Here is a 26,875-nt window from a genome sequence, read left to right on the forward strand (position 1 = left end):
ATTATATGAGTTTGAATGAAAAAATAGATTTAAGCCTTATTCAATGCAACCTACTGCCATGCTTGTTTTATAACCGAGTTAAATGTTTCAAATCGAGCAGGAAGAATACGATGTTTTTTTCTCACTAAGTATAACGTTTCTATTACAGGTTTTGAGGGCTTTATTATTTTCACACTGTTCCTTTTAGCAAAGCTGTCCACTGCGCTTTTCGGGATTATCGTAAAACCAATCCCTTTCGCTATCGGTTCTAAAATTTGGTTAATTTGATTAATAAAACCTACTTGCGGAATGTCAGTCATGTTTATCCGCGCTAAAAAGCTATCTTCACTTTGGGCAAAATAAAGCGATAAATAGTGCTCCGCATCAGGGTGGGAAACAAGCCCTAAGTTTACTAATACAGTTTTGTTAATACCTGAGACATCAGTATCACTAGGGACGACTAAACATAATTCTTCCTTACCAAGCTCTGTCACATCAAATAAGGTTTTATTTGCAACATCAGTAACAATTCCCTGATCAATCACCCCTTCTTTAACTTCAGTCAGTACTTGTTGATTTGGTGCAGCCTTGAGCTTGACGATTAGTTTAGGGTGTTGATGTTGAAGATCTAACAGTTTGGGATAAAGCAGTAAGGCAACTGAACCAGAGCAGGCAAGAGAGCAAGCACCGGAGCAAGGATCATCAAAAGATAAACTCTCTATTAGATAACGTTCATTTTCTACGAGTTTTTTTGCATAGTGGTAAACTAATCTCCCCTGCTCTGTTATGGCAAAAGACTTTTTGTCTCGCTTTATTAATATGTGGTTGCTCGCTTGTTCAAGTTTAGCGATATGTTGACTAACACCTGGCTGGGTCATAAATAACTTTTCAGCCGCTTTAGTAAAGTGCCCAGTGTCAACAAGGGTAACAAACGTTTTTAACCAAACAGGATTTAGCACAACCACCTCATAACAAAATATAATTAACATCATTATAAATGATAATTATATTTAATTAATCACCTTTTATAAACTTGCTTCATCAAATTCACACGCAGATTAACAACATTAGGAAGCAGAAAATGAAAATGAATCACATCGGGATTATGGTTGGTGATATGAACCAAGCGGTTGAGTTTTATACTAACGTCCTTGGACTTAGTATTGTGATGAACAATACCAAAGTTATTGAAGAACGTGAATCGGCAATTGGTAGGATGTGCATTGCGGTATTTGGCGAAGGTTTTAAAAGTTTTAACATTGCCCACTTAGTGACTACAGATGGTATCGGTGTTGAACTCTTTGAAATGAAAGATCGTGCAGCACATCATGACTTAGACTTTTCACGTTTAGGTATATTCCATTTTTGCTTACAAACTGATGACTTTGAAACCGTAATGCAAAAAACCGAACAGTACGGTGGTAAAGTACGAATGGATGTAATGCGTTATCATCCTGAAGACGATACTAAGCCGGCTAAAATGGTTTATCTTGAAGACCCATTCGGCAACTTGTTTGAATTATATTCTCATAGTTATCAAGAAACGTATGCCTCTGAGTATGAGTGATAACGAAAAATTCAGGGCGCTGTAAAAACCCGCCCTAATTAATGGCTATACATGTAATTTACCCACTTAATAATATCGGTTTACCCCTCCACACTAGATTAATTTGTTATCTATCACAAAAACTGCTGAGATTTTAGCTCGCCGTGAAAAGCATGAGCAATTAACATCATGGTTGGAGATGGCACTAAATTATTATCCCAACTCGGCGAAACTGAAAGAAATGCATGTTCAATTATCAATGAAGGAATAAGACTAAGTTGTGTCTTGGCTTTTATTTGTTTGCTCAAATATTCCCTGACAATCATCAGTTAAAATGGATAACTATCAATTCAAGGCAGCGCTATTAAGGCTTAAGGACTTAAAATTGATTGTACTGACTAACTAACCGTTCCAAATCTTTAGGCTCGTGTTGAATGATAATCTCTGCTTCTAATTCACCTGCAAGCTTATTAAAACGTATTCTAGAGGTTGTAAGCTGTTTGGGATCATGGGTGTATTTGTGCATAGTATTATTATTAAAACCCTTCTGATGTACATAAAGGTCTCCTGTAATTAATAACACCTTGTTGTTCGTTAAGTTTACCTCTAAAACCGAACTGCCAGGGGTATGTCCTGGAAACTCATGTATGATCACAGAGCCATCCTTGAACACATCAAACAGACCTTCAAAGGTGACAAAAGAACTTTTCTTTAGCTTGGAATAGCCGTCACCAAAAAGTGCTTTGACCGGCTGAGAATACATATATTCAAACTCTTTAGCACTCGTAATAAAAGTAGCGCTATCAAATAAATTTGCATTACCACTGTGATCAGGATGAACATGAGAAAGGGCAACAAAATCAATATCCTTAGGAGACAGTTCTTTATGCTTTAATTGTTCAGTAAGGGATTTAGCTAGCGAGTATTCCCACGCCCCTTCTTTTACACTTTCACTACCGTTAAACATTTGTTCGTTAAGACCGGTATCCCAAAGTAAGTATTTGTCATTGTGTTTAATTAATAGGCATGGGTTCACCAGCGTACCACTCACGTTTAAATACTCATTTCCTTGAGACAGGATACTCATGTCACTTACTTTCATTTCGCCACAATCTAAAATGGCTAACTCGACAGCTTCGCTCCTACTGGCAAGCAAAGATAGAGCCATAGCCGTGGTTATTAATAATTTATGCATAGATTTATATAAATATAATGTTAAGACTTCATATTATCCCACACAAAAACTATAGAGGTAATATCAAAGTAAAAATAACCGTTACAATTTACCTGACTAGCTATTTAAATTCATAAATTGCGAACCTTAATCTTCAACTTACGTTTAACGATAGCAAGCGTATTTTTAACATGCCTTTGTCACATTAGTTCCCCCCCATTCCACCGTTAATAATTAAGGGCTCTAGTTGACTTCCAGGCTGAGTACCAGATAGGCGATAACCATTAGCCAAGTTGCCATCATGACAATCAAGTTGGCCTTTAACACAATTATCTAATAGCGCTTGCATGGCCTCTGGGTGCCAACCATTAAACCAATCTCCATGTAATGACATCCCCCCTTGAAAACCAAATCCAACTTCATACCTATCTGATGCTAAACGCCAGCCTTTGCTTGCTTTTGTTGCTGGATCATAAACCTCAGGTTTGACACCAAAGGCATAATGATAACTTGGGCGAACAATCGCGACTGGATGAGAGCTTGGACATACGGTTCCGTTGGGCCCACCATTGTTTACCGGATATGCCATATGACTTTTATGATCGGAGCTATCTAAGTCGACACCATTCCAACAACTCGGAAAAAAGATATCCATTCTTACCCGATCTGGTGCAACACATTCTGGAATACTGGCACTAAACCGCGGGTTAGTTGCATCATTAGACTCCCACGATTGACAATGCCACCTTACCACTGACAAGTCCTGCTCTGCTCCAGGTTGCGCCATGTGATCACCGGCTATCATTCTAAGCCCCGCAGGAATAGGTTGAATAGCCTCAATATCGTCTATACCCGCTGAATAATAAAATATCTCATGGGCTTCATCATCATTTCCGACGACAGCAGGAACAACTTGCCAACGTTGTTGTCCGTCTTCATCATATATTTTTTCACCCGTGCTACTGTCAAACACAGGCGCAAGCAGTGCGGGCACCCAATAAGAAGAGCGATTTAATGCGCCGCCCTGACAACTAGACTCACCTGTTGAATATAAACTTTCCATGGTCGTGTCGTGATCCACCAAGGTATTCCCGTAAAAACGATGCAGGTGAGCGACATCTTCTTGACCTGGATAAACAATAGGATCATTGTAACTTAAGTGTGAAAAGTCACAATTTATCCGAAAAATACCACGCCAGCTATTGGCATCGGCTTGACTTGGCAACACTTGTGTTTCTATCAGGTCTTGATGCGGTTTATCACCATCAAAAATACTCTTAATGGTCCAAGTGAATGTCGATGCTTCACTTCGTTGCCCGTTTTCAGCGATCGCCCAAACGCTAAAGTTTTGCTCACCCAATTCATTAAAAATTACAGTTATACCCGAGGTACAATCAATAATAGCTTGCTGATTAGCTTGGCATTCAAAGTTATTGCTCGTTGTCGACTCAAACTCAAAATATGCGAACGTATCTTGCGTTGAATTGAGTGGGGTAATAATAAATTCGGGCTTTAATACCGTATTTTCATTCTGAAATTGCTCACTTTCGCTCAAGGCAGTAGCGTCGTTACCTCCACCACATCCACTGACGATAAGCAGTAACATGCTTGCTGGCAATGGCTTAATAATATTTAACATTACTTTTCTCCTAATCAGGCCAATGGCACATTGATTTATTGTTAGAAATAGTAACAATTGATATGTAAAGTTATGTCAGCAACATTAAAGTTTAGGTAAAAATTGAGCAGTGAATAACGCTAATTAGTCATTAATGTCTGTGGCTATTCAAGTTATAATAAGCGTTTCACAACAGTTAATTTAATAGGTTGAATATGAAGTTTCTGCATACTATGGTTCGTGTTACCGATCTTGAAGAGTCATTAGATTTTTACATTAATAAACTGGGGTTAGTCGAAACTAAACGTAAAGAAGTGCCAGCAGGTAAATTCACCTTAATTTTTTTAGCGACAGAGCTAGGTGCGCCAGAGATAGAACTAACTTACAACTGGGATAGTGACGAAGAATATCTTAGCGGTAGAAACTTTGGTCACTTGGCATTTGAAGTTGATGATATTTATCAACTCTGTCAATCGTTAATGGACAATGGCGTTACTATTAACCGCCCACCCCGTTGCGGTCATATGGCCTTTGTAAAATCACCAGACGGCATTTCAATAGAACTTTTACAAAAAGGAACTGCTCTGCCACCACAAGAGCCTTGGCTTAGCATGGAAAACCAAGGAAGTTGGTAGTTTAACAATAAGTTGGATATAACGTGAAACACTTAATTATCAGCGATATTTTCGGGTTAACAAAACCATTACTTAGTTTCGCTCAGCAACTTGATAACGCAGAAGTTATTGACCCGTACAATGGCCTAGCAACGGGTTTTAAAAGTGAATCAGAAGCATACCACTACTTTATCGAGCATTGTGGACATGACCAATATTTACATCGGGTCAATGAGTGCTTTAGAACTGCCAAGAAACCAGAAAGTGTTATAGGTTTCAGTGCTGGTGCAACCGCGTTATGGCGTTACATAGCGCAACCAGATGCCCCAACATTTAAACAAGTCACTGGCTTTTATAGTGGACAAATAAGGCATTATCTCTCACTTGCGCCACGTCAACCAATAAAGCTTATCTTTCCCGTTAAAGAACAACATTTTGATGTCAATGAAGTTATCACGCAATTGGCCAAAAATCGCCAGATAACGATTGAGCAATGTGATTTTCACCATGGTTTTATGAACCCATGCTCAGCTCACTTTAACCAACAGGGCTATGCACATTATTTGCAGCAGCTAAAACAATTAAATTAATTTTAACTAATTTTAATTAACGGATATTGAAGAGCGCTACTTTAATACCGAAAGTAAGCTACTAAAATTATCTGTCCAAATCACTGCAGGTTTGTTGGCGATGACATCATTGTTTTTATAAGCTTTAACAATACTTGAATCACTATAGGCTACTTGCTTGGTTAGCCAAAACCACTGGGTGTCATGCTGGTGACTACCTTGACCTTTGGTAAAAAAATAATGCCATTCACTGCCACTTTGCTCAGCGAGCCCTTTAAGTAAACCCGTAAGTTCAAGGTGACTATTAGAAATATGAACAGCAATAATGCCATTAGCATTTAAATGTTTATAGTACAGTGCTATCGCTTCTTGTGTTAATAAATGCTGAGGAATACTATCGCCTGAAAACGCATCAATCACTAACAAATCAAATGCTTGAGGCCTTCCTGCCAACAACTGATTATGCAAAGAAACTCGACCATCACCAGCAATAATTTCAATCGTGGCGAAACTGTTCGACAAATAGCTGAAGTAAGATTGAGCTGCACTAATGACTGCTGGGTTTAACTCATAAAAAGTAAATTTATCATTTTCTTGGCCATAGGCTGCCAGTGTCCCGGCGCCTAAGCCGATAAAACCGGCTTTGATTGCTTCTTTATTTCTTAACGCAGCAAACGCCAATGCTACACCGGTTTGCTCTCGATAATAACTAAGTGGCGTATTGTCCTGCGTTTTATCTAATGATTGCGTACCATGAGATGTCGTGCCATCAATTAAACGACGCTCATTAAACGGGTCATTGATCACATCTTTAACGCTAATGATGCCATAGAAGTTTCGCTCACTCATCACATTGGTTTTCACATACTGTTGATTGAGCATGACGAACAACCCTATCAGTACGACAGCATAACCAGCACTCGCATACGCTGGCATTTTAAATGCTTTACCGTACTGTTCTCGCGCTATTGACCATGAAAATAGCAATAGCACAGCGATAACTGACAACGGATATTCTGTATATTGCGTGAATAAATTCACCGCGATAAAAGCGACAAAAGCACTGCCAGCAAAACCACCAAAAGCCATAACCAAGTAAAACCAAGTCAAATGTTGGTGGTGCGGCTTGTGACGTAACAGCTCACCATGGCAAACCATACAACCAGAAAACAATATTAACGAGTACATGCTCACTTGCATGACAATATCAAACTGACTGCCAATAAAGTACATTAATAAGGCAACCAAGGCGCACAAACTAAATAATATGAACCAAAAGCTACGCACATACCAACGGTGATGATGGAAGCAAATAACAAAAGTGAGTAAATAAAGGGATAATGGTAATATCCATAAAAAAGGCACAGGTGGCACATTTTGTGTCATTGCATTGGTGGTTGCCACCAACAAAACAACCCCAACGGCAGAAAGCATCAACCATAAAAATGATATCGACCAGTCAGACTTTTCCAGCACAACAAAACGTGAATTATTTATTCCAGCCAACTTTCGTCGGTAGAGCCAAATAATCAATAATGTCATCGCAACAACATACGCTAAATATCCAATACTCCACGCAATGGTCTGTTGATGTTGCGTAAAGTATGCTTCGAATATAAACGGAAATGACAATAGTGCCACCATTGAAGCGACATTAGATAAAGCGTATAGCTTAAACGGTATCTTCTCCTCATCAATCACACTCAACCAACGTTGCAACAAAGGTCCTGTTGCTGAAAGCAGTAGATATGGTAAGCCAATGTGCAATGTTAATAATGATAAGATGCCAATTAATGGAGAGCTTTGGCTAACACTGGCTAAGTCTATACCAATCGGCAGTGCAAATAAGCTGATGACCACAAAACCAACATGAATTAATAGCTGTTTTTTGAAATCAAAATACCGAGCAAGCACATGAGCATACAAATAGCCTAGTAGTAAAAAAAACTGGAAAAAGAGTAAACACCCTGTCCAAACAGCTGCGCCGCCTCCGAACACGGGTAGTATAATTTTAGCGACCAATGGCTGTATTTGAAAAAGTAAGAATGCGCCTAAAAAAACAGAAAAGACAAATGGCATAAATAAATTATTTGCGATAACGATGGGCTGGCATTCTAACTGAGATAGTTTGCTAACGATAGTTAAAATAGACAAATAGCTTCTGGGGTTAGCTACCTTTTGCCGTAGTCTATCATTCAGTTGAGCGTTCAAAAATGAACGCTCTCGTGTATATGTTATCCTTGATCGGCTTGAGTTTGCATATTCTGCATAAGCCAAGAAATATTCTTTCTCACAAAATCAACATCTGTATCAGAAGCGCGTTTGGCGAGTTGTAACATTTGATCCATATTCGAACGTTGCTCTTGCAAAGACTTTGACATCTCATCTATTTGTTCTTGCGGAACATTAGCAGCTTTCATTTTTTCAATAGTTTGCTGCTGAGAGGAAAAAAGCTGTTCGATATCCATACCTTGTGGCATTTGTTCCATCTGCACCGCCATCATTCCCCCGGTGACTCGCATACCTAACTCATAAAAAGCGTCGAAGTTTGGCAAACCGGCTTGTTTTACCTGCTCTTCAATTTCACTAAACTGAGGATAGCTCTTGATCATTGACATGAACTTGTCTTTATTTAAAAAATCGCTGTTGTTCAATCGCTTAGCAAGCTCTGGGTTTTTCTGCTCGAATAGTTGTAATTTTTTAATCGCTTCAAAATATTGAGAAGCAGTTGTTTTATTTAGTGTAACTTCTGCAAGCGCTTGAAATGAAAGCACTACCGAGACGATTAAGACTAATAAGGGTTTCATATACTTATCCTTAAGTGATTTATATTAAGGTTCATTTTATCGAGCACGACAATAATTACAATCTCTGTTACCAATAATAAACCTCAGGTTTGTATAAGAAATACAACAAAAACAATAAAATCAGGAACTTAAATCTAATGTGACTTTCTAGCGAGCTATTTTTGACTTAATTCAAGGCGTATTGTTGTAGGAATAGCCAGCTATTTCACGACAATATAACGCAGAAGTGAGTAAAAATAGACGTTAGAAATGCATTTCTTATGCAGAGCTGAGGTTAATTAATACCAATTGAAATAAATAGTTAATTCAATGGCTATAACATGATGCTCTACCCCAAAAGAAAAAACGCGACAATTGCCACGCTTTTCATCAATTGTCGATTATCTTGTCGTGATTAGCTATTTGCTATTTTAGCCCACGTATCGCGAAGCCCTACCGTTCGATTAAAAACCAAGTTATCTTTACTTGCTTCTTTATTATCTAAACAAAAGTACCCTTGGCGCTCAAACTGAAACGCTTGCTCAGGTTTTGCGTCAACTAAAGAAGGTTCAACTTTTGCGTTTTCAATCACCACCAAAGAGTCAGGATTGATAACCGCGTGAAAGTCTTGCTCGGCTCCAGGATTAGGCACAGTAAATAATCGATCATATAACCTAACTGTGGCATCAACCGCATGTTGAGCACTCACCCAATGAATAACACCTTTAGGCTTAGTGCCATCTGCAGGATTCTTTCCTAGAGTCGCTTCATCGTAATCGCAATACACGGTGGTTATATTACCATGCTCGTCTTTATCACAACGCGTCGCAGTAACTACATATGCGCCTCTTAGACGCACAGCTTTCCCTAACACCAATCGTTTGTATTTTTTGTTCGCTTCTTCTTTGAAGTCTTCTGCCTCAATCAAAATTTCTTTAGCAAAAGGAACAATGCGACTTCCTTGCGAATCATCACTTGGATGGTTCTTAATGGTTAACTGTTCAACTTTATCCTCAGGGTAGTTTTCAATCACCATTTTTATTGGCTCTAAAACCGCCATAGCACGAGGAGCATTATCATTGAGATCTTCTCGAATACAAGCTTCAAGCACGCCCATTTCAACGGTATTGTCCATTTTAGTAACACCAATACGTTTGGTGAACTCTCGGATAGAAGCTGGAGTATAACCACGACGCCTGAATGCAGCGATCGTTGGCATACGTGGATCATCCCAGCCACTGACCAACTTCTCTTCCACCAAGGCATTGAGTTTACGTTTGCTCATAACCGTATACTCTAGGTTCAAACGCGAGAACTCATACTGACGAGGACGAGATTCAATAGAGATATTATCAATCACCCAGTCGTATAAACGTCGATTATCTTGAAACTCTAGCGTACATAAAGAATGCGTTATATTTTCAATCGCATCCGAAATACAGTGGGTGAAATCGTACATCGGATAAATGCACCATTTATCGCCTGTTTGGTGATGATGAGCAAATTTCACACGATAAAGTACAGGATCTCGCATACACATAAAGCTTGAGCTCATGTCTATTTTAGCTCTCAATGTACACTCACCTTCTTTAAACTCACCGTCACGCATTTTCTTAAACAAGGCGAGGTTTTCCTCTACTGGCGTATCACGGTATGGGCTATTTTTACCTGGCTCTTTTAACGAACCACGGTATTCCTTCGCTTGTTCGCCGGTTAGAAAACAAACATAAGCTAACCCTTTGTTAATTAATTCAACGGCGTAATCATGCAATTGGTCAAAGTATTCAGACGAGTAATGAATATCACCAGCCCACTCAAAACCTAACCATTTGACGTCTGCCTGAATAGAGTTAACGTAATCAATGTCTTCTTTTTCTGGGTTAGTATCGTCAAAACGTAGATTACATAACCCCTTATAATCTTGAGCGATACCAAAATTCAAACAAATAGACTTGGCATGGCCAATATGTAGATAACCGTTAGGCTCTGGTGGAAAACGCGTGTGTACAGAGCTATGTTTGCCGCTAGCAAGATCGGCATCGATAATTTGGCGAATAAAATTTGTAGGACGGTTTTCAGCTTCCGACATCTACGTAACCTCTAAAAAATAAAATTATTACGAATGAATTGTTCGGCATTATAACAACAGTTATCAATGCCGAATAGCTTGAATGATTAAGTAATTAAAATAAATAACCGGTGAATTAACTCACTAAAGCATCTGATTTAGGTAATTAAAACAGCGCTAGTTCATCAACTCGGCTTTATCCACATCAGCTTTTTCAAAAACTTCTGCGTAAGGATAGGCATCAGCAACCAAGTTATTGGCTAATTGAAATGCTCGAATCGCTTTACGACTATTGGGTCCCCAAATACCATCTGGCTTTCCTGTGTTATAGCCCATATCTTGTAAGCGCTGTTGCAATGCTTTTAACTGCTCTCGGGTATAACGGTGTTTATCATCTAATGCTTGATAATTACGTTTAGGAGCGCCAACCAGCCTATTCGCTAACAAGCCAACGGCTGCAGCGTAATTTTTTGACAAGTTCCATTTCATAATGACATCAAAATTTGGATAGGTTAAAAATGCTGGCCCGTGTTGTCCTGAAGGCAGAAATAACTCCGCATCAATGGGATAATCTGCCAATGCATGCCCATAAACGGTTTTAATACCTTTAGCTTTAAAAAAGCTCAGCGGGTAGGGTTTATCAATTTGTACTTGGCTAAAATCAAAATTGTCAGGTAATAGCACTTCCCTACCCCATCGCTCTTTAAACTGCCAACCGATCTGTTGTAAATAATTCGCGGCGGATGTCAACGCATCAACTTCACTATCCCAGACATCGAGCTTGCCATCATTATCACCGTCAATCCCATAAGTTTTTAACGCTGTTGGCATAAATTGCATATGCCCCATCGCCCCTGCCCAGGAACCTTGCAGCTGCTCAACGGTTACTTTGTTTGCTTCAATCAGGTCAAACAGTTGGAATAACTCTGCGGTAAAATAATCGCTGCGCCTAGGATCACAAGCCAAAGTCGCAATTGAGTTTAATACCGACATTTTACCTTTATGCCGGCCATAATTGGTTTCTAAGCCCCAAAATGCCACGATATATTGTTTGGGAACACCGTATCGCTTAGTCAATTTAGTTAACAACTCATCATATTGCTTTAACTTTTCTTGACCTTGCTTAACTCGGTAATCGCTAACCCGCTTGTTAATGTATTCATCAAATGACTCACTAAATTCTGGTTGGCGTTTATCAAGTACTTTGACACGTTCGATAGCCGTTAAATTTGCGATAACCTGTTCGCTAATATAGGACGAGTAACCCTCTGCAATAGCTTTATCAGTCAATTGTTGTTTGCACTGGTTAAAGTCGGTGCCGAGAGAGGCAAAAGATAACGTTGTACTGATTAGTAAAAAACATTTCGGAAAACGGTTTATTGAGGAGTTAAGCAATTTGGTAAAAACAGATAAGCGCATTAAAAAATGATTCCTATGTGATTCTAATGATTCGAGTGTAAAAATATACGATTAAAAAATGAGACAAACCCAGCATATTCTTTTTTATCTATTGTTGCAGCAAGAATATCGAAAAAAGCCTTATCGTGATAAATCTCCACTAATAATTCATTAAAGTTATTGATAAACAATCTATTAGCTTGAGTATCAGGACACATAAAATGCCCTAGTGCATAATAATCACTGTTGCTAACATGATAACTATAAACTTGTTTATTGGCTAACAAGGCTAGGTGATTAATCATTACCGAGGGGTATTCAAGCATCAAGTCATAGCGTTGCCCTGCAAACATCTCAATTGCCTTGTAGGTTTGTAACGGTAAATTAAGCTTCTGGGCACTTTTTATTTGCTGTAATTGCTGGTCAATAACCTTGGTATATTTCTTACTTGGTTGTATGCCTATTGTTTTATCTGGATTTGAAAGCAAATAAGTCAATAGGTCAACTGAGTTTTGCTCTGTTATTGGCGACAAACTGTAGAGTCTCAAACCTAAATAAAGTGTAAATGGTTCACTAAACAAAAACTGACTTTCTCTATCTGGCGACTTAATCATGTTGCTAAAACAAATAAAATCCTCTTGTTGATATTGTGCTAGCTGAGAATAACTCGGTAGCAATTGAAATTCTAAGTCATAATTAATCAGTCGATCACGGATCATTTGCAATAACTTACTTTCTGAAGAGTTATAAAGCTCCCCTTGATAATCGCGCAGTAAATTAACATCCGTAGTTTGCACGATGATTTTCTGTTTATTGTCATTAAACTCTGCAAATTTTGTATGTGGATACTCTTCACCAAATATTTCAGCTAAACGTTTTGTATCTCTTAACGTTTTCATTCCTTTATCATACACTTCACTTAACTGCTTGCCATAAAGCGTTTTAGTAAAAGCGAGGTAAATCTTACGCTCTGGCATAACTTGTATATAGCCCAGTTTGGATGAATCGGGAATGTTATAAACATAATCGACAAAAACATCGATGCGATTTTTGTCGAGCAACTCAAAGCCGGTAGCTAATGAGTTTGTTAAATAGGGGGCACTAACGTTTGGTAAGAATTTTTCAAATTGATAACCTCTAAGCCACCCAACGGTTAAATTAGTTAGTTGTGTGTGGTTGGTAATACGAAACCGATCTTTTTTATACATGGCGACAATGGGGTACTCAGTATCAAGGTGCCATTGAGGGTAAATCGCTCTGGGTAAATCTTCGCGAAATACGCCAACGACAATGTCTAATTCTCCTTGATTAAAGCGATGTTTTAATCGGTTATAACTGTCTATGGAAATGTCAATGTCATAGCCAGATAAAGCCTGACGAAGTATATCAAAATAAACGCCAGTGCCATCTTCGTTAGTATAGCCCTGCCAATAGTCAGCGCCGACCTTGATTGATTTAGCATAAGAAACTGAGCTATAAACTAAAAAAATGGCAACAAATACCAAATAACAAAGGTAATGTTTGTTTATTAACTCATTTCTGGGTGTGCGTACAAAGCGTTGTCGATACATCATCAGTCATATTTCCACCTATTACTTTGAACATAGCATAAATACGCATTATTGCAGGTTAACGTTTAGATTTATCAGCACTCAATATTGAAAAAGCCACGCTAGATAACGTGGCTCGAGCTAGAAATAATCAGACTAAGCTGAAATTGGTTTAATAGGTAGATCACGATAACGTTTGCCAGACGCAGCAAATATCGCATTACAAAGCGCAGGCGCAAAAGGTGAAACACCAGGTTCTCCAAGCCCTGTCGGACTTTCATCTGAGTCAACTATATGCACATTAACATTTGGCATATCCGATATCCTCATTACTGGATAATCATGAAAGTTACTATTAACAACAGCGCCATTCTCAAAACTAATTTCCGTATAAAGTGCCAGTGACATTCCCATGACAACGGCTCCTTCCATTTGCGCTGTTGCACCATCAACATTTAATACTTGCCCACAATCAATAGCACAATCAACATTTAATACCTTGATATTATCACCATCAACTTTGACATGAACCGCCATTGCAACATAACTTCTAAAACTATAATGAACGGCTATTCCAATACCTTCATTAGCGGGCAGCTTTTTACCAAAACCCGCTTTTTCTGCCGCTAATGCTAACACCCCTTTAGAACGGTTAATTTGTTCTGCATATTTAGGATCTGTATTAGCATCATACAGGTTGTTGAGCATAGTAACCGTATCAACTCCTACTTTATGTGCTAACTCATCGGCAAACGAGCAAAACGCAAAACCATAAAAAATTGCATATACTGCTCGATACCACCCAATCCTAGTATGAGCAGGCGCATAACCAGTTTCACACCTGAAATTTGCAATCGCAAATGGATGGTTTTCTATATCAGCCAAACTTTGTGCTGGAGCTCTATCTAAAGCGGGATTAAATAACGAAGATATTGATGGAAAAGCCGCCCGATGAAGCCAGCCAGTGACATTATTATTTTCATCTAATGATGCCTCGATATGCTGCGCACTGATAGAGTGATAATAACCGGTACGCATATCTTCTTCTCTTGACCAGATCAGTTGAACAGGAGCTTTTATTTGTTGTGAGATCGCCGCAGCTTCATGAACGTAATCACACTTAAATTTACGTCCAAAGGCCCCTCCTGCCATCATCACATTTACCTTGATATCTTTAGGCTCTCTTTTTAAAAAGCCGGCTAGCACCTTTTGGATATCGGCAGGACTTTGAGTTGAAGCCCACACTTCACATTTATCATCTTGTACCCACACGACGCTGGCATTGGGCTCCATTGGTGCATGGCATAAATGACCTCCGGTATAGGTTGCCTTAACCTTAACGCTTGCCTGACTAAACGCTTCATCCAAATTACCTCGCTCGGCGGCTAATTCAGCTGGCTTTTCAACATTTTTGACTAACTCAGCGCGATACGCTTTGGTGTTGTAGTTTTTGTTTACGCCTAAATCCCACTCTACTTTAAGCTTTTTAACCCCTTGTTGCGCTGTCCATGTATTATCGGCGACAACCGCAACGGCACCAACTGAACCAAATGGGGCTTTTAATCGATCGATGACGACGACATCGCTAACACCAGTAAGCTTCAATGCTTCACTTTTATCAAGAGATTTAAGCTGGCCACCTAACACTGGGCAATGAACGACTGCTGCGTACTTTAAGCCAGGTAATTTAGTATCAACACCATATTGGCGTTCTCCCACAACAACCATACGTTGATCATGTCGGTCAACTTTCTTACCAATATATCGATACTCATGTTTTTGCTTTAAGGTGACGTTTTTAGGCACCTCCATTTTCGCAGCTAATGTTGCCAATTCACCGTATGAGATTTTTTGCTGGTTTAAGGTATTAACAACATAATGATTCTGAGCGACGCATTGATTGACTTCTATTTGCCAAACCCTTGCTGCTGCAGCAATTAACATTGCTTTAGCCGCTGCCCCCGCTTCGCGCATCGGGTCAAACATGACACGAATGCTTTTTGAGCCGCCTGTATCCTGCGGCCCATACTTTTCTTCATTACCTTCGCCTTGTAAAACCTTAACGCGCTGCCAATCTGCCTCCATTTCATCGGCAACTGCCGCAGGTAGCGCCGTACTAATACCTTGCCCCATTTCACAGCGACCACAATAAATGGTAACGTCACCATTTTCATATAAATGAATAAAAGCATTAGGATTAAAGTCACCAGCGTTGAGATCAGCATTAGGTTTAGCATTAACACTAAAGTTAACGCCAATCATCAGCCCTCCACCAGCAACCGAGGCTACTTTCAAAAATTGACGACGACCGTGATTCTCGACCTCTTCATCGATCCCTTGTAGCTTATTTGTAAGGTATGAATTCATATTAAGCCTCCTTGGCAAGTTCATAAGCGGCCGATTTAATCGCCTTTTTAATCCGCTGATAGGTTCCGCAACGACATATATTACCTTGCATGGCAGAGTCAATATCTTCATCTGAAGGGTTCTTGTTTTGAGCCAATAAGCTGGCGGCATTCATAATCTGCCCCGCCTGACAATAACCACATTGAGGAACGTTATTCGCTAGCCATGCTTTTTGCAACGGATGCTCACCCGATTCGGAAAGCCCTTCTATTGTAGTAACCTTTTTACCCACTGCGGCACTTACGGGTAAAACACAAGAGCGTGTTGCCTGACCATCGACATGAACTGTACAGGCACCACATAAGCCGGCACCACAACCAAACTTCGTCCCGGTGTACTCAAGTCTATCTCTTAGAAACCACAATAAAGGCATATCTTCAGGAACATCGATTGTAAACTCTTTATTATTTATCGTTATCATTTTCTTCATGACGTATTCCAATTTTACAATGTGGGTAAATATTCAACTTAACGTGAATAGCTTGATAGTGCAAAAGTATAAATGTAATTAAATATATTGCTTAAAAAAGCGTCTTTTTATATAGTTTTAACGCATTCAACCTCTTCGATAACTTTAATTTATCAATAGATAAAGTTTTAGTTATCTAATGTTCACTGAGATAAATTCTGAGAATCATCGCTTACTACAAATATCATTCGGTTCGTTACCAAATATTAACACTTCATGCCATTACCACTTTCCACAACAGCAGATATCGGCTTACTTTTAGGTTAACTGTTAAATAATTATTACAAAATCTTTAATAATTCATTAACAATTGATAACTAAAGACGCAGTAAGAGTTTTAAAACAGTACTCATAATAAAAAAATATCGACTAGAAGAACGACAGGAAGAGAAAATGAAACTACAACCCAATAAAATCGCTATGTTAGTAGGCGCTGTTTTAGCAGCAACCTCAGCAACCGCTATCGCAGCAAACCAAGACTATAATTATGCCATTCAAGCTACTACATCAGTAGGTGCCCCTTCTTACTTAAGTGGCGACTTTGGCTCTATGAAAGCAGATCAAGCAATTTCCACCTTAAAAAATATACTTTCAGCAGAACCATCATATAAAGCAACTGGAAGAGAAGAATTTAAAGTTAGATCACAGTATGTAGACAACAACGGCATCAGAACGTCTCGTCTGACTCAAACCATTGATGGGTTGCCTGTATATGGCACAGAAATGGTTATTCGCGAGAAATTAGACGTTCAAAACCCTCAACTACAGCTTGGAAATTCTTTCACCAACAATGTTGAAGGAAAAATATTCTCTGTTACAGGTCACGTAGCAAAGGTAAGCACAAATTCAGCTAAACTAGGAGTTATGACTAGTGCTAGAGCTAAAAACAACGTGCTTCGCGCTGCCCAAAATTTAGGCTCTGTTGTGGGCGAGCCAGAGCTAGCTTACTACTACTCTTCAGAAACTGGTCAAGCTGTTCAAGCCTGGAAAATTGAAGTGTCTTATTCCAACGAGACAATGGCTTGGGGACGCGACATTATTTTCTTTGATGCTGGCTCTGCCGATGTGTTAAGTCGCTGGCCACAAGTTCATTCTGCGAAATCTCGTTCGACACACTCTCTTGATAACCAAACGGTTGAAAGTCAAGCTGACGAACACAAATTGCCAGGCAGACTTTTATGTACTGACAATCAAGCATGTAATGATGCTCAAGGCCAGCAAGCTCATGACGGTGCGTCAGATGTTTACGACTACCTTAAAAACCAATTTGGTATGGACAGCTTTGATAACCGAGGTTCAAAAATTATTTCAAGTGTTCACTTAGGTAATGGTGTGAACAACGCTTTTTGGACTGGTAAGCAAATGATATATGGTGATGGTGATGGTACACGCTTTAATGCTTTCACAAATGATTATGATGTAATTGCACATGAATTAGGCCATGGCGTTACAACATCGTTCTCTAACTTAACATATCGTAATGGTTCAGGTGCCTTAAATGAGTCGTTCTCTGACATCATGGGAATGAACGCCGATGCACGTAAACGTGGCTTGTCCGTACCGAATTGGAAACTAGGTGAAGAAATCCGTAAAGACGGTCAACCATTTAGACATATGGATAACCCGACCGCTGATGGTGTATCTAAAGATTACTTCCCAGAAAAATTTGCCTACATTCAATCATGGGAACAGTGTAATCAACAAAATGACTGTGGCGGTGTACACTTAAACTCTGGTATTTCTAACCTTGCTTATGTATTAACCGTACAAGGTGGCTCTCACCCGCGTGGTAAAACATCTCAACAAGTTGAAGGTATTGGCTTGGATAAAGCAGAACAGATTTTCTTCTACTCTTACAAAGATGGTTTACAAGCTAATGCAACATTTGCAGACGCTCGTCAAGCTACCATTGACTACGCTCAGCAAACGTACGGTGATGCAGAAGCAAACACATTGAAAAATGCTTGGTGTGCTGTTGGTGTTGGCGAATGTGGTGACGATGGCACTGGACCAGTTGAGCCAGGAGACGGATTAGAGAACGGCAAGGGTGTAAGCGTTTCAGGTAGTCAAGGTGAAAGCCAATACTTCACAATGGATGTACCAGCAAATGCGACGAACTTGAGCTTTTCTATCACAGGAGGTTCGGGTGATGCAGATTTATATGTAAAAGCTGGCAGCAAACCAACTACTTCAAGCTACGATTGTCGCCCATATAAAGATGGCAACGAAGAAGTTTGTAATATTACCAATGCGCAAGCTGGTACTTATCACGTAATGTTGAACGGTTATAGCAACTATGCAAACGTAACACTAACGGGTCGTTATGACGGAGACTCTACAACTCCTGGTGAAAACGAAGCGCCAGTTGCAAGATTTAACGTAGACTGTGATGGTTTAAGTTGTACATTCGATGCATCGGGTAGCACAGACTCAGATGGTAGCATTACATCTTATGAGTGGAGTATCGGTGGTATGCCAGCTACAGGCGTTAACTATCAATATACCTTCGCTGAAGGCGGTGATTACGAAGTTAAGTTAACCGTAACAGATAATGACGATGCTGAAGCTAGTACTACTCAAACCGTTTCTGTATCGTCAGGAACTACGAACCCTGGTAATTGTCAAGGTGTTAGTCAGTGGGAATTATGGACAACATACTACCCAGGTCAACAGGTTCAATACCAAGGTAAACTATATCAAGCTAACTACACGGTTTATTACTGGGCTCCTGATAGCGGCTATGGCTACTGGACACTTGTAGGTAATTGCTAAACTGAGCATTTACTAGAGCCACTTTTAAAGCCTCACTTTTTGAAGTGAGGCTTTTTTATTGTTAACTCAAAACCACCTCCTATGGAGGTGGTGATCGTTCAGTCGGGGCTTTGCCCGTAAAGAGCTCATGTTAAATACTGACTTCGTTTGTAACCAGCAAATAAAGGAGTAAATAACATGAGCCGATATGAACAGGCTTCACACGTGTTCTATCGATACCAGTATCACATCGTTTGGACACCGAAGTACAGATATAAGATATTAACGGGTAAAGTAGGTAAGGAGGTATATCGTAGCATTTATGTCTACTGCAATATGAAGAAATGTCATGTGGTAGAGCTAAATGTTCAGATAGGTCACGTTCACTTACTTGTAAGAACACCACCAAGTTTAAGTGTGTCAGAATTAGTAGGTTTTATTAGAGGTCGAATAGCCATAAGGCTTTTTAATAAATTTCCTTATTTGAGAAAGAAGAAGCTTTGGGGTAACCATTTTTGGCAGCGAGGATACTTTGTTGATTCGGTAGGAGCAAACGAAGCGATAATAAAAAGGTATGTTCGATATCAAGATAAGGTTGCTAAAGAAGAGGAAGAGCGACAGTTACAGCTAGACGTCGATAAATAAAAAGCTCCCTTCTAGGGAGCCGTGTCAAAGCCACCTGCTATGCAGGTGGATTTTTACTTTCAGCCCTTTAGATAATAATCAGTTACTTCAGTAGGTGGTTGTCATCTAAAGGGCTTTGCCCGAATAATCAGTCCATGTTAAATCCCTCCCTGGTTTTTAACGAAGTCATTGTATTGGTATAACGATAACTTCAAAACATAGCGATAATAGAGAATACATTTATGCTGTCTTTCGATGAATAAATAAAAACTAGATCTTGTTTTACTTATACATAAGTTTCAAATTGAGCATATCCACCGAGCAATGAAAGCATACCTTAGATTTAGGCATCAATATTAGTGAATGTCTAAGTAGCGGATAAGATAGTTAAAGGTTTTTAGTAAATATCCGTATAAGGGAAAAAATAAAGCTTAGATGATTGTTATAGTTAGAGTTTTTACGATTAGAACGAATAGAATTCGAAGAGAAAAAGCCGTTAAAACAGTTCGCGATAGCTAATTCCTTTACGGTAAGGGCCAACGTAAAACCTCTTTTTTAAAACAGTGCTATTTATTAATACAAACACCAATAAAAAATGTTTACTAAAGAAGGACTTAAAATTAAGTCTTTGACTAATAACAGAGTTAAGTATTAACCACGTTTTATTTAGGAAGGCTAAGTAATCAAAAGTGGAGGTAATATTGGTTCATAATACACCATTTGAACAATTAAACGCTCAACTAGGTCGCTTCTTGAAAACAAGAAAAAAGCTCGCTCAATTCACGAGCCCATACTTCATTGCTCTTTTTGCTGGCAGCCAAATAAAGATCAACCGACAAGTCCTCTAATTCATAAACAAATTTAAATAAATCTCGATCTAATCCAGCATTAATGACGGCTCGATCTAGTGCAATGTCAACGGCAGGATAAAAATCTACGCGACCAGACTTAATTAATAGTAACGCTTGTTCAACTGAATTAACAAAAACGATATTAGTTTGAGGTGTAAAACCTAACTCTAAGAATAAAGTTGTTGCGGCATCTTCACGCTTTAACGCTATAGTATAGCCATTAATATCTGATAGTTGTTCAATGTGAATATCTTGACGTGATGCGAGCGACACGAGTTTGGTTTTTACACTCGCTAATAAATGGATCCAATAATAGCTGAGTTCACGCTGCTTGGTTCTTGAAATAGAATAAATCAAAGAGCCTGGCTTTTGATTTACGCTATGTAGTGCTCTTGCCCAAGGCAAAGCCTGAATACGATACGGCCAATTCGCCTGGTTTAATACGCGCTTAACCTGCTCTGATGAAACGCCTTCAATAACCCCAGTTTGCGATAATGTTTGAAATGGCGGCCAAATTTCCGTGTATATATCGATTGGTTTATCTAATAGATTAGGTTCGACTTGGCACTTCACATTGGCAGCTAAACCAAAAGAAACCAATAATAACGTACAACAAAACCGTGCAAGCATATATAACCCAGAAGAAATAACGACGCCGTTTAAAAGCGTAACAAAAAAGGCATTATTCTACAAAAAATAATTTACCTAATCGTTAAAACCGATAATCTAAAAAATTAATTAAATACACGAAACTTCTGACAATACCAACAACAACCGCAACAACTGTACATTGAATAAATTTTGTCTAATTGTACAAATTAACCCGAAGCACTTTGATCTTTTTACCGTTAAACTTGCGTCGAATCAACCGCACTTTAATCGCCCTTGTGATACGCATAGCTATTCCACGCTCAGGGCAAGTAATAAAGTGTAAAGCGCAGTTAAAAGAATACATTGGACAGCATTTCTATTGCTACTCAGCTGCGTTATCGTTAAATCTTTTGGGATAACCATATTAGTCCAACCCTATCCGTAAAAACAATCAATCGCTACAGAAATAACTTCTAAAGCTCTAAACGCCCTAATCGTACATGTAGATTATTAACATTTCACAACGTGCTAAAGGCCATGCGGCGAGGTCTCCCTTAGGGTAAAAGACGTCAGCTGGCTTTTTACCATCGTACGTTTCTCTTTGTTCTTTTTCTAACCGATAATATATTTTTGGAAAATTCTTACTAAAAAGCGTGAGCGTTGCGCCGTCAAATAGGTAATGACCTTTTTGGTAAAGTAAATCAGCCAAATTATCACCTTTATCGCTACCTTTGATTTCATACTCTAAAACAAATTCACCATTTGGTTGAAATGCCACAGTCGCATCTATTGTTTGGCAATATTGAGTGCGTAAAAATGGAGGCATCGGGTAAGCCTTTACATCAGGATTTCTTATATACAGACCGAGATTATGCTTACTATAAAAGTGTTGGCCTTGCGCAAAACGATATTCTTGCTCCCTAGACATATTTAATGACTCGAGAACCTTATCAATTTCTGCGATTATCGAATAGTCATAAAAACTCGGGTTCATCGCTAACGATACTAAAGGAAACTCTTGAGGTACTCGAGCATCAGAAAGCACAATATCCAACTCTTGCAGCTCAAACTGCTTAACAATTCGTTGACGCTCCTGCTCACTGTAGCCGTAAGTAACCAAATGAATTTTGGTTTGGCTACATGCGGATAAGAGCATTAAAAAAACAATATATAATCTGCTAGCAACTCGCATTGAAATTTCCATTCATCCTACTAACCTTTACTGTCGATATGACTCGCAAGCAGCCTATCAAACATGGCTTTGACTTGTAGATCACCAAAGCTATAGATTGCCGTTCGACGAGTAAACTCTTTAAAAACTTCTGGGAAGTAAACACTATTAAGCTCTTTCATAATATTAAGTAATTGCCTTTCTGGATAGCCAAGTCCGGTTTCATCTGGCTGTCTGGCTAGGTGAGCATTTACAGCAGCAAGGATAAACGAAAACTTTTGAGTTAATCGATTAGCGCATAACAACATGTTTTTTAATTGTTTATTTTGATATGCATCCCAAAGTTTGCCGATATCAGCACGTTCTTGGGCCGTAATAAATTGCTTGCTTTGATAACGCTCAACAAGCTCGATATTGCTCATATGGGCGAAGCTATATTCATTCCCAAGGCTAGGCCCAATAAAGTAAACGTTGGATAAATGGTGGTACTTAGCAAGTAATCTAACGACAAACCAAAAGTTAGTTTGACAAAAAAGGTCATGTTCAAACCAGCAACAAATATTGGCATCAACAGGAATGGCTCTTATTCGGTTAATTTGTTCGACACTTCGCTCTAGATATTCTTGTTCGGTTACTTGCGGGTATCTGCTCAAAAAATTGGCTCGAGTTTTATAAAACTCGACTAAATGGTCATCGTTTATGTCACCACTTAGATCACCATCGATTAAGCATTCACGCATGATGATAGTGTTTTTCCCTAGAGAAGACGGCCAACGGTGATAAAGACTATCACCATTTAAAATGTGAAAAGTTGTCATAGTTGCCTACAACAACTTTTTTAAAGGAGAGTTAACACAAACATGTTATCTGCGTCTTCTGCGTCTTCTCAAACGCCTATTTTTCTCTGCTTCATCTTCATCAATGAAATCATCGACGACTTCTTTCTCTTCCTCAGCCTGTGCTGATTTAAGCTCGACAACATTTCCATCATCATTACTGTTCTGAGAAACAACCTCTGGTTGAACATCTTTCATCACCGACTGTTTCAATTGCGTTGAAAACTTGGGTGCAGGTGAAGAGGTTTTAAAAACCGATTTAAATAATCCTTTGACACCAGTAAAACTGTCTTTTTGCTCAGGTTCCTCTTCCGATAATGAAGTTATTTTAGCTACACTAACCGGAGGCGGCGTTTGTAATAAACCTTTATTATCCTCATTTATTTTTGGTTTATCTTTAGATAGCGGGGCATCATCTGCCGAAGTCGATATTTTAGTGACCCGAGGTGTCGGCTTACTCTCTTTTGTTTTCGGTGATTGCTCTGTCGAAGTATCCGCTTTAATGATCTGAGGCGCTTTAGTATCTACGACAATACGTCTGGGAGATTTTACGCCATCAGATTTTTCAGTCTTTGTACTAGAGACCTCTTCTTGCGCTTTATCGTTAGCCACCGCGTTATCGCTTTCAGTACTTGTTGAATACTTTCTTACCTTAACATTTGGAGCATCTTGGTCTTCATGTAGTTGCTCATTTTGATTAAAGCTTGCTTGAGGCGAGTTTGCCTCTTTATTTGCGACCCTTTCTTCAAAAGCTTTCACAACTTCTGTAATTTCACCTCGAGCTATCTCAGCGGCTTCTTCCAATTTGGCAATTCGCTTCGTAAAGCTAATATATTGGTTTTCTACACTTTCTATTGCTGATTTGAAATCATCACTTAAATTTTCAGTAAGTTCTTTATAAATATTAATTTTTTTCTTGAGCTTCGTTTTAATGGTGTGAGTTTCTTTTAAGCCTTCCAAAATCTGGCTCAACTTTTCATTCAATCCACGCTTCTTCTGATTAAATTCATTAATCAGCTCTTTGGGTACCTGACTTGGTAAAGGAGCTGCTTTCACAACTTCAGAAAACTCTCCGATCATTGTTACAGGTTTCCAAGTTCTAAAAGATGGGTGCCAGCCATAATAATCGCTTTTATTTTCAATGAATTTTTTAGCGCTTAGCAGATCCAACGGACCGCTTACTTCACCACCTTTAGAAAAATACCATTTTTTCATGTAGGTAATCCTTATTATCGTTAATACGCATACTTACTGTTGGGTAAGCATCAACGTTAGGAAGTTTTAGTTACACCAGCTAAATTTTTCTTAAGAGCTGCATATTGTTGTTCAATTTGTTCAATTGTATTTTTAACTTGAACATTTAAGTTGTGAGCAACATCAGTGCACGTATCGATATCATGGTCTAAATCTGATAATGAGTCACTTGTCGACTTTAACGTTTTACTAATGCGATCAAGTGTCGATATCATGTCACGTTCTTTTTCGACATAGTCTTCGTAAAGCTCTTTCGGTACGTCACTTGGGGGCTTAGGCACAGAGACAAAAATATCAAACTCATCAATGCAACTTACGGGTGTCCATTGTGCATACGTAGGATGCCAAGCAAACGCATTGGGATGCTTAGCAACCATTTCATTAGCCGCTTTAATACCGTATGGTCCTGATATTTCGCCATCGTGAGAAAAAAACCATTTCTTCATAGTAATTCATCTTCAATTTTAGTGTGAATGACCTAATGCCTATATCTAATAATTGCCTCGCGAGTTGATGTAATTACTTACCGTTTATCTGCAAGGGGCATTTTCCTTAAGTAGAAATCTAACAATAATTTTACAAAGAATCACCTGTTTTTTGAAGAAATCCAAACAGAATAAGTTAATTTTTTGTAATTAATGCGTAACAAGAGAGGTATAATCAAAACTAACTCTATATTTATTAATGAATTAAAAGAGTATTCCACTCAAACCAAACAGTAAACATAATTATACAAATCGCTTAGCGAGAAATAAAACTTGGAGCTATACGATTCTTTCCTTTTATTGGACAAAACTAATAACCAACGCGTTTTTTAAAATCATAATCCTTTGAATATTAAAAGAATAATCCCTTACCAAAAATATTCTTTTAACTATTTATGTAATTTTTGTAAAAAAAACTTGCTCAAACACTAAATATTGACGTAGTTTAAACATGTATCTAAACATTTAGTTACAAAAAATTAAAATTATAATAAATATATCAATATTAAAAATATTTCATTTGTTGGGAGACGTAAATGAAAGTATCAAAAAATAAGCTTGCAGTTAGTGCTGCAATCTCTTTAGCCATCGCTTCTTCTGCCGCCTCAGCTGGAGAAAAACAACACCTCAAAGATCACACTATCAAGGGTAAAGCATTAGGACATGCGTTAAAAATGTCCGATAAAGATACCTTTAAATCAGGAAAAAGTTTTGCGACTAAAAACGGTCAAATAAAAAAACGCTTTAAGCAAGAATTTGATGGTGTTCCTGTTTATGGACATAGCGTCGTTGTCACTGAAAATGGTAGCGGCGAATTGCAAGCGGTTGACGGTATAATTATCCGCAATATTGGACAAGATATTCAGTCGACTAAAGCATCTATTAATGCAAACAAAGCGATCAATGCACTAACGCGCCTAAATGGGCACAGTAAGAATGATATTGAAGATGAATCAGCAACGTTAATGATTTTAGCGGATGAAGAAGTCGCTCGTTTAGTATACCAAGTGACTTATTTCGCTCCGAGTGAAGATTCACCTTCACGCCCTATGGCGTTTATCGACGCCCACACTGGTGATGTTGTATCTGCATGGGAAGGTTTGATGCATGCTAAAGGTGGTAAAGGCAAGCCTGGCGGCGGTGGCGGCTCAATGACAGCATTTGATGCTACCGGCCCTGGCGGAAACGGTAAAACAGGCCAATATTACTATGGTGCAGATTTCGGCTTTTTAACGGTTGGAGAGTCATCTGGTACATGTTATATGGAAAACGATAATGTAAAAACCATTGATATGAACAACCGCACTCGTGGTGGCAGCACAGTTAGCTTTACTTGCCCAGAGAACACCTATAAATCAATTAATGGTGCTTATTCACCAGCAAATGATGCCCATTACTTCGGAAATGTCATCTTTAACATGTTCCAAGATTGGTATAATACAGCACCGCTTTCATTTCAATTACAAATGCGTGTTCACTACGGCAGAAACTATGAGAATGCATTCTGGAACGGTACTGCAATGACGTTTGGTGATGGCGGCTCAACGTTTTACCCATTAGTAAGTCTTGATGTTTCTGCTCACGAAGTAAGTCATGGTGTTACAGAGCAAAATTCAGGTTTACAGTATTCAGGTCAATCAGGTGGTATCAACGAAGCGTTCTCTGATATGGCAGGTGAAGCGGCAGAAAGCTACATGCATGGTGCTAATGACTGGATGGTTGGTGAGCAAATCTTTAAAGGGAATGGTGCATTACGTTACATGGATGACCCAACAAAAGATGGACGCTCAATTGGTCATGCGAGTGACTTTACCAGTAGCATGGACGTTCATTATAGCTCAGGTGTTTATAACAAAGCATTTTACTTGTTAGCAAGCACACAAGGTTGGGACACGCGTCAAGCATTTGAAATATTCTTGAGAGCTAACCAACTCTACTGGAATGCATCAACTAACTTTAATCAAGGTGCTTGTGGTGTTGAGTCAGCAGCTAGCGATTTAGGATATTCAGTTAACGATGTGACTAGCGCTTTTGCTTCTGTTGGCGTAGCTTGCGGTAACTAGCCACATAAATTAACGATGATAAAAGCTCTGCTCGATACAAGCAGAGCTTTTTCTATTGAAAGATTTCTTCAA

At 38.9% G+C, this 26,875-nt stretch carries 22 protein-coding genes; 6 read left to right on the forward strand and 16 right to left on the reverse strand.

From position 1 onward, the window contains the following. Positions 1–50 precede the first annotated feature (50 nt). Positions 51–938 (reverse strand): LysR family transcriptional regulator, encoded by an 888-nt coding sequence (locus tag ACSLUH_RS08950; RefSeq protein WP_448566122.1) that lies wholly within the window; start codon positions 936–938, stop codon positions 51–53. Between the two features lie 122 nt (positions 939–1,060). Between ACSLUH_RS08950 and ACSLUH_RS08955 the strand changes: the two genes are divergently transcribed. Continuing rightward, positions 1,061–1,546, forward strand: a complete 486-nt coding sequence (locus ACSLUH_RS08955) for a VOC family protein (RefSeq protein WP_448566124.1) — start codon at positions 1,061–1,063, stop codon at positions 1,544–1,546. Between the two features lie 113 nt (positions 1,547–1,659). Here the strand turns inward: ACSLUH_RS08955 and ACSLUH_RS08960 are convergent, their stop codons facing one another. The 3 genes from ACSLUH_RS08960 to ACSLUH_RS08970 form a co-directional block, all read right to left on the reverse strand. After that, the gene (locus ACSLUH_RS08960; RefSeq protein ID WP_448566126.1) at positions 1,660–1,833 is read right to left on the reverse strand and encodes a hypothetical protein; all 174 of its coding nucleotides are present in this window, start codon (positions 1,831–1,833) and stop codon (positions 1,660–1,662) included. A 71-nt stretch (positions 1,834–1,904) separates the two neighbouring features. Beyond that, a complete protein-coding gene (locus ACSLUH_RS08965) occupies positions 1,905–2,720 on the reverse strand; it encodes an N-acyl homoserine lactonase family protein (protein ID WP_448566128.1) in 816 nt (271 codons plus the stop codon). 184 nt (positions 2,721–2,904) lie between these two features. Then, the gene (locus tag ACSLUH_RS08970) at positions 2,905–4,338 is read right to left on the reverse strand and encodes a DUF1996 domain-containing protein (protein ID WP_448566130.1); all 1,434 of its coding nucleotides are present in this window, start codon (positions 4,336–4,338) and stop codon (positions 2,905–2,907) included. Positions 4,339–4,532: 194 nt separating this feature from the next. On the opposite strand from ACSLUH_RS08970, the gene ACSLUH_RS08975 reads away from it, so the two are divergent. After that, the gene (locus ACSLUH_RS08975) at positions 4,533–4,952 is read left to right on the forward strand and encodes a VOC family protein (protein WP_448566132.1); all 420 of its coding nucleotides are present in this window, start codon (positions 4,533–4,535) and stop codon (positions 4,950–4,952) included. Positions 4,953–4,975: 23 nt separating this feature from the next. Further along, entirely contained in the window at positions 4,976–5,521 is a 546-nt protein-coding gene (locus tag ACSLUH_RS08980) for a dienelactone hydrolase family protein (RefSeq protein ID WP_448566134.1), read from the forward strand. Positions 5,522–5,557: 36 nt separating this feature from the next. On the opposite strand, the gene ACSLUH_RS08985 is transcribed toward ACSLUH_RS08980, so the two are convergent. The 7 genes from ACSLUH_RS08985 to ACSLUH_RS09015 form a co-directional block, all read right to left on the reverse strand. Further along, on the reverse strand, positions 5,558–7,654 hold the full coding sequence (locus ACSLUH_RS08985; RefSeq protein ID WP_448566136.1) for a fused MFS/spermidine synthase: 2,097 nt from the start codon (positions 7,652–7,654) through the stop codon (positions 5,558–5,560). Between the two features lie 80 nt (positions 7,655–7,734). Beyond that, entirely contained in the window at positions 7,735–8,307 is a 573-nt protein-coding gene (locus ACSLUH_RS08990) for a hypothetical protein (RefSeq protein ID WP_448566138.1), read from the reverse strand. Between the two features lie 394 nt (positions 8,308–8,701). Beyond that, positions 8,702–10,375, reverse strand: a complete 1,674-nt coding sequence (gene glnS, locus ACSLUH_RS08995; protein WP_448566140.1) for a glutamine--tRNA ligase — start codon at positions 10,373–10,375, stop codon at positions 8,702–8,704. 156 nt (positions 10,376–10,531) lie between these two features. After that, complete coding sequence (locus ACSLUH_RS09000) at positions 10,532–11,773, reverse strand: lytic murein transglycosylase (RefSeq protein ID WP_448566142.1); 1,242 nt, start codon at positions 11,771–11,773, stop codon at positions 10,532–10,534. Between the two features lie 23 nt (positions 11,774–11,796). Then, the gene (locus ACSLUH_RS09005; protein WP_448566144.1) at positions 11,797–13,326 is read right to left on the reverse strand and encodes a transporter substrate-binding domain-containing protein; all 1,530 of its coding nucleotides are present in this window, start codon (positions 13,324–13,326) and stop codon (positions 11,797–11,799) included. A 132-nt stretch (positions 13,327–13,458) separates the two neighbouring features. Then, on the reverse strand, positions 13,459–15,669 hold the full coding sequence (locus tag ACSLUH_RS09010; protein ID WP_448566146.1) for a xanthine dehydrogenase family protein molybdopterin-binding subunit: 2,211 nt from the start codon (positions 15,667–15,669) through the stop codon (positions 13,459–13,461). Position 15,670: 1 nt separating this feature from the next. Then, a complete protein-coding gene (locus tag ACSLUH_RS09015; RefSeq protein WP_448566393.1) occupies positions 15,671–16,129 on the reverse strand; it encodes a (2Fe-2S)-binding protein in 459 nt (152 codons plus the stop codon). A 441-nt stretch (positions 16,130–16,570) separates the two neighbouring features. On the opposite strand from ACSLUH_RS09015, the gene ACSLUH_RS09020 reads away from it, so the two are divergent. Both ACSLUH_RS09020 and tnpA read left to right on the forward strand, forming a co-directional pair. Next, positions 16,571–18,949 carry a M4 family metallopeptidase gene (locus tag ACSLUH_RS09020; protein WP_448566148.1) on the forward strand — a complete coding sequence of 793 codons (2,379 nt, stop codon included), beginning with the start codon at positions 16,571–16,573 and terminating at the stop codon, positions 18,947–18,949. Positions 18,950–19,126: 177 nt separating this feature from the next. Continuing rightward, entirely contained in the window at positions 19,127–19,573 is a 447-nt protein-coding gene (gene tnpA, locus ACSLUH_RS09025; RefSeq protein WP_448566150.1) for an IS200/IS605 family transposase, read from the forward strand. Between the two features lie 719 nt (positions 19,574–20,292). Here the strand turns inward: tnpA and ACSLUH_RS09030 are convergent. From ACSLUH_RS09030 to ACSLUH_RS09050, 5 genes are all read right to left on the reverse strand, one after another. Continuing rightward, positions 20,293–21,033, reverse strand: a complete 741-nt coding sequence (locus ACSLUH_RS09030; RefSeq protein ID WP_448566152.1) for a substrate-binding periplasmic protein — start codon at positions 21,031–21,033, stop codon at positions 20,293–20,295. Positions 21,034–21,484: 451 nt separating this feature from the next. Beyond that, on the reverse strand, positions 21,485–22,198 hold the full coding sequence (locus ACSLUH_RS09035) for a hypothetical protein (protein WP_448566154.1): 714 nt from the start codon (positions 22,196–22,198) through the stop codon (positions 21,485–21,487). Positions 22,199–22,206: 8 nt separating this feature from the next. Continuing rightward, positions 22,207–22,983, reverse strand: a complete 777-nt coding sequence (locus ACSLUH_RS09040; protein ID WP_448566156.1) for a DUF1835 domain-containing protein — start codon at positions 22,981–22,983, stop codon at positions 22,207–22,209. A gap of 45 nt (positions 22,984–23,028) precedes the next feature. After that, entirely contained in the window at positions 23,029–24,216 is a 1,188-nt protein-coding gene (locus ACSLUH_RS09045) for a hypothetical protein (protein ID WP_448566158.1), read from the reverse strand. A 56-nt stretch (positions 24,217–24,272) separates the two neighbouring features. Further along, on the reverse strand, positions 24,273–24,701 hold the full coding sequence (locus ACSLUH_RS09050; RefSeq protein ID WP_448566161.1) for a GYF domain-containing protein: 429 nt from the start codon (positions 24,699–24,701) through the stop codon (positions 24,273–24,275). Positions 24,702–25,276: 575 nt separating this feature from the next. Here ACSLUH_RS09050 and ACSLUH_RS09055 point away from each other — a divergent pair. Continuing rightward, a complete protein-coding gene (locus tag ACSLUH_RS09055) occupies positions 25,277–26,803 on the forward strand; it encodes a M4 family metallopeptidase (protein ID WP_448566163.1) in 1,527 nt (508 codons plus the stop codon). Positions 26,804–26,875 lie beyond the last annotated feature (72 nt).

This window comes from Thalassotalea ganghwensis (assembly GCF_053485795.1).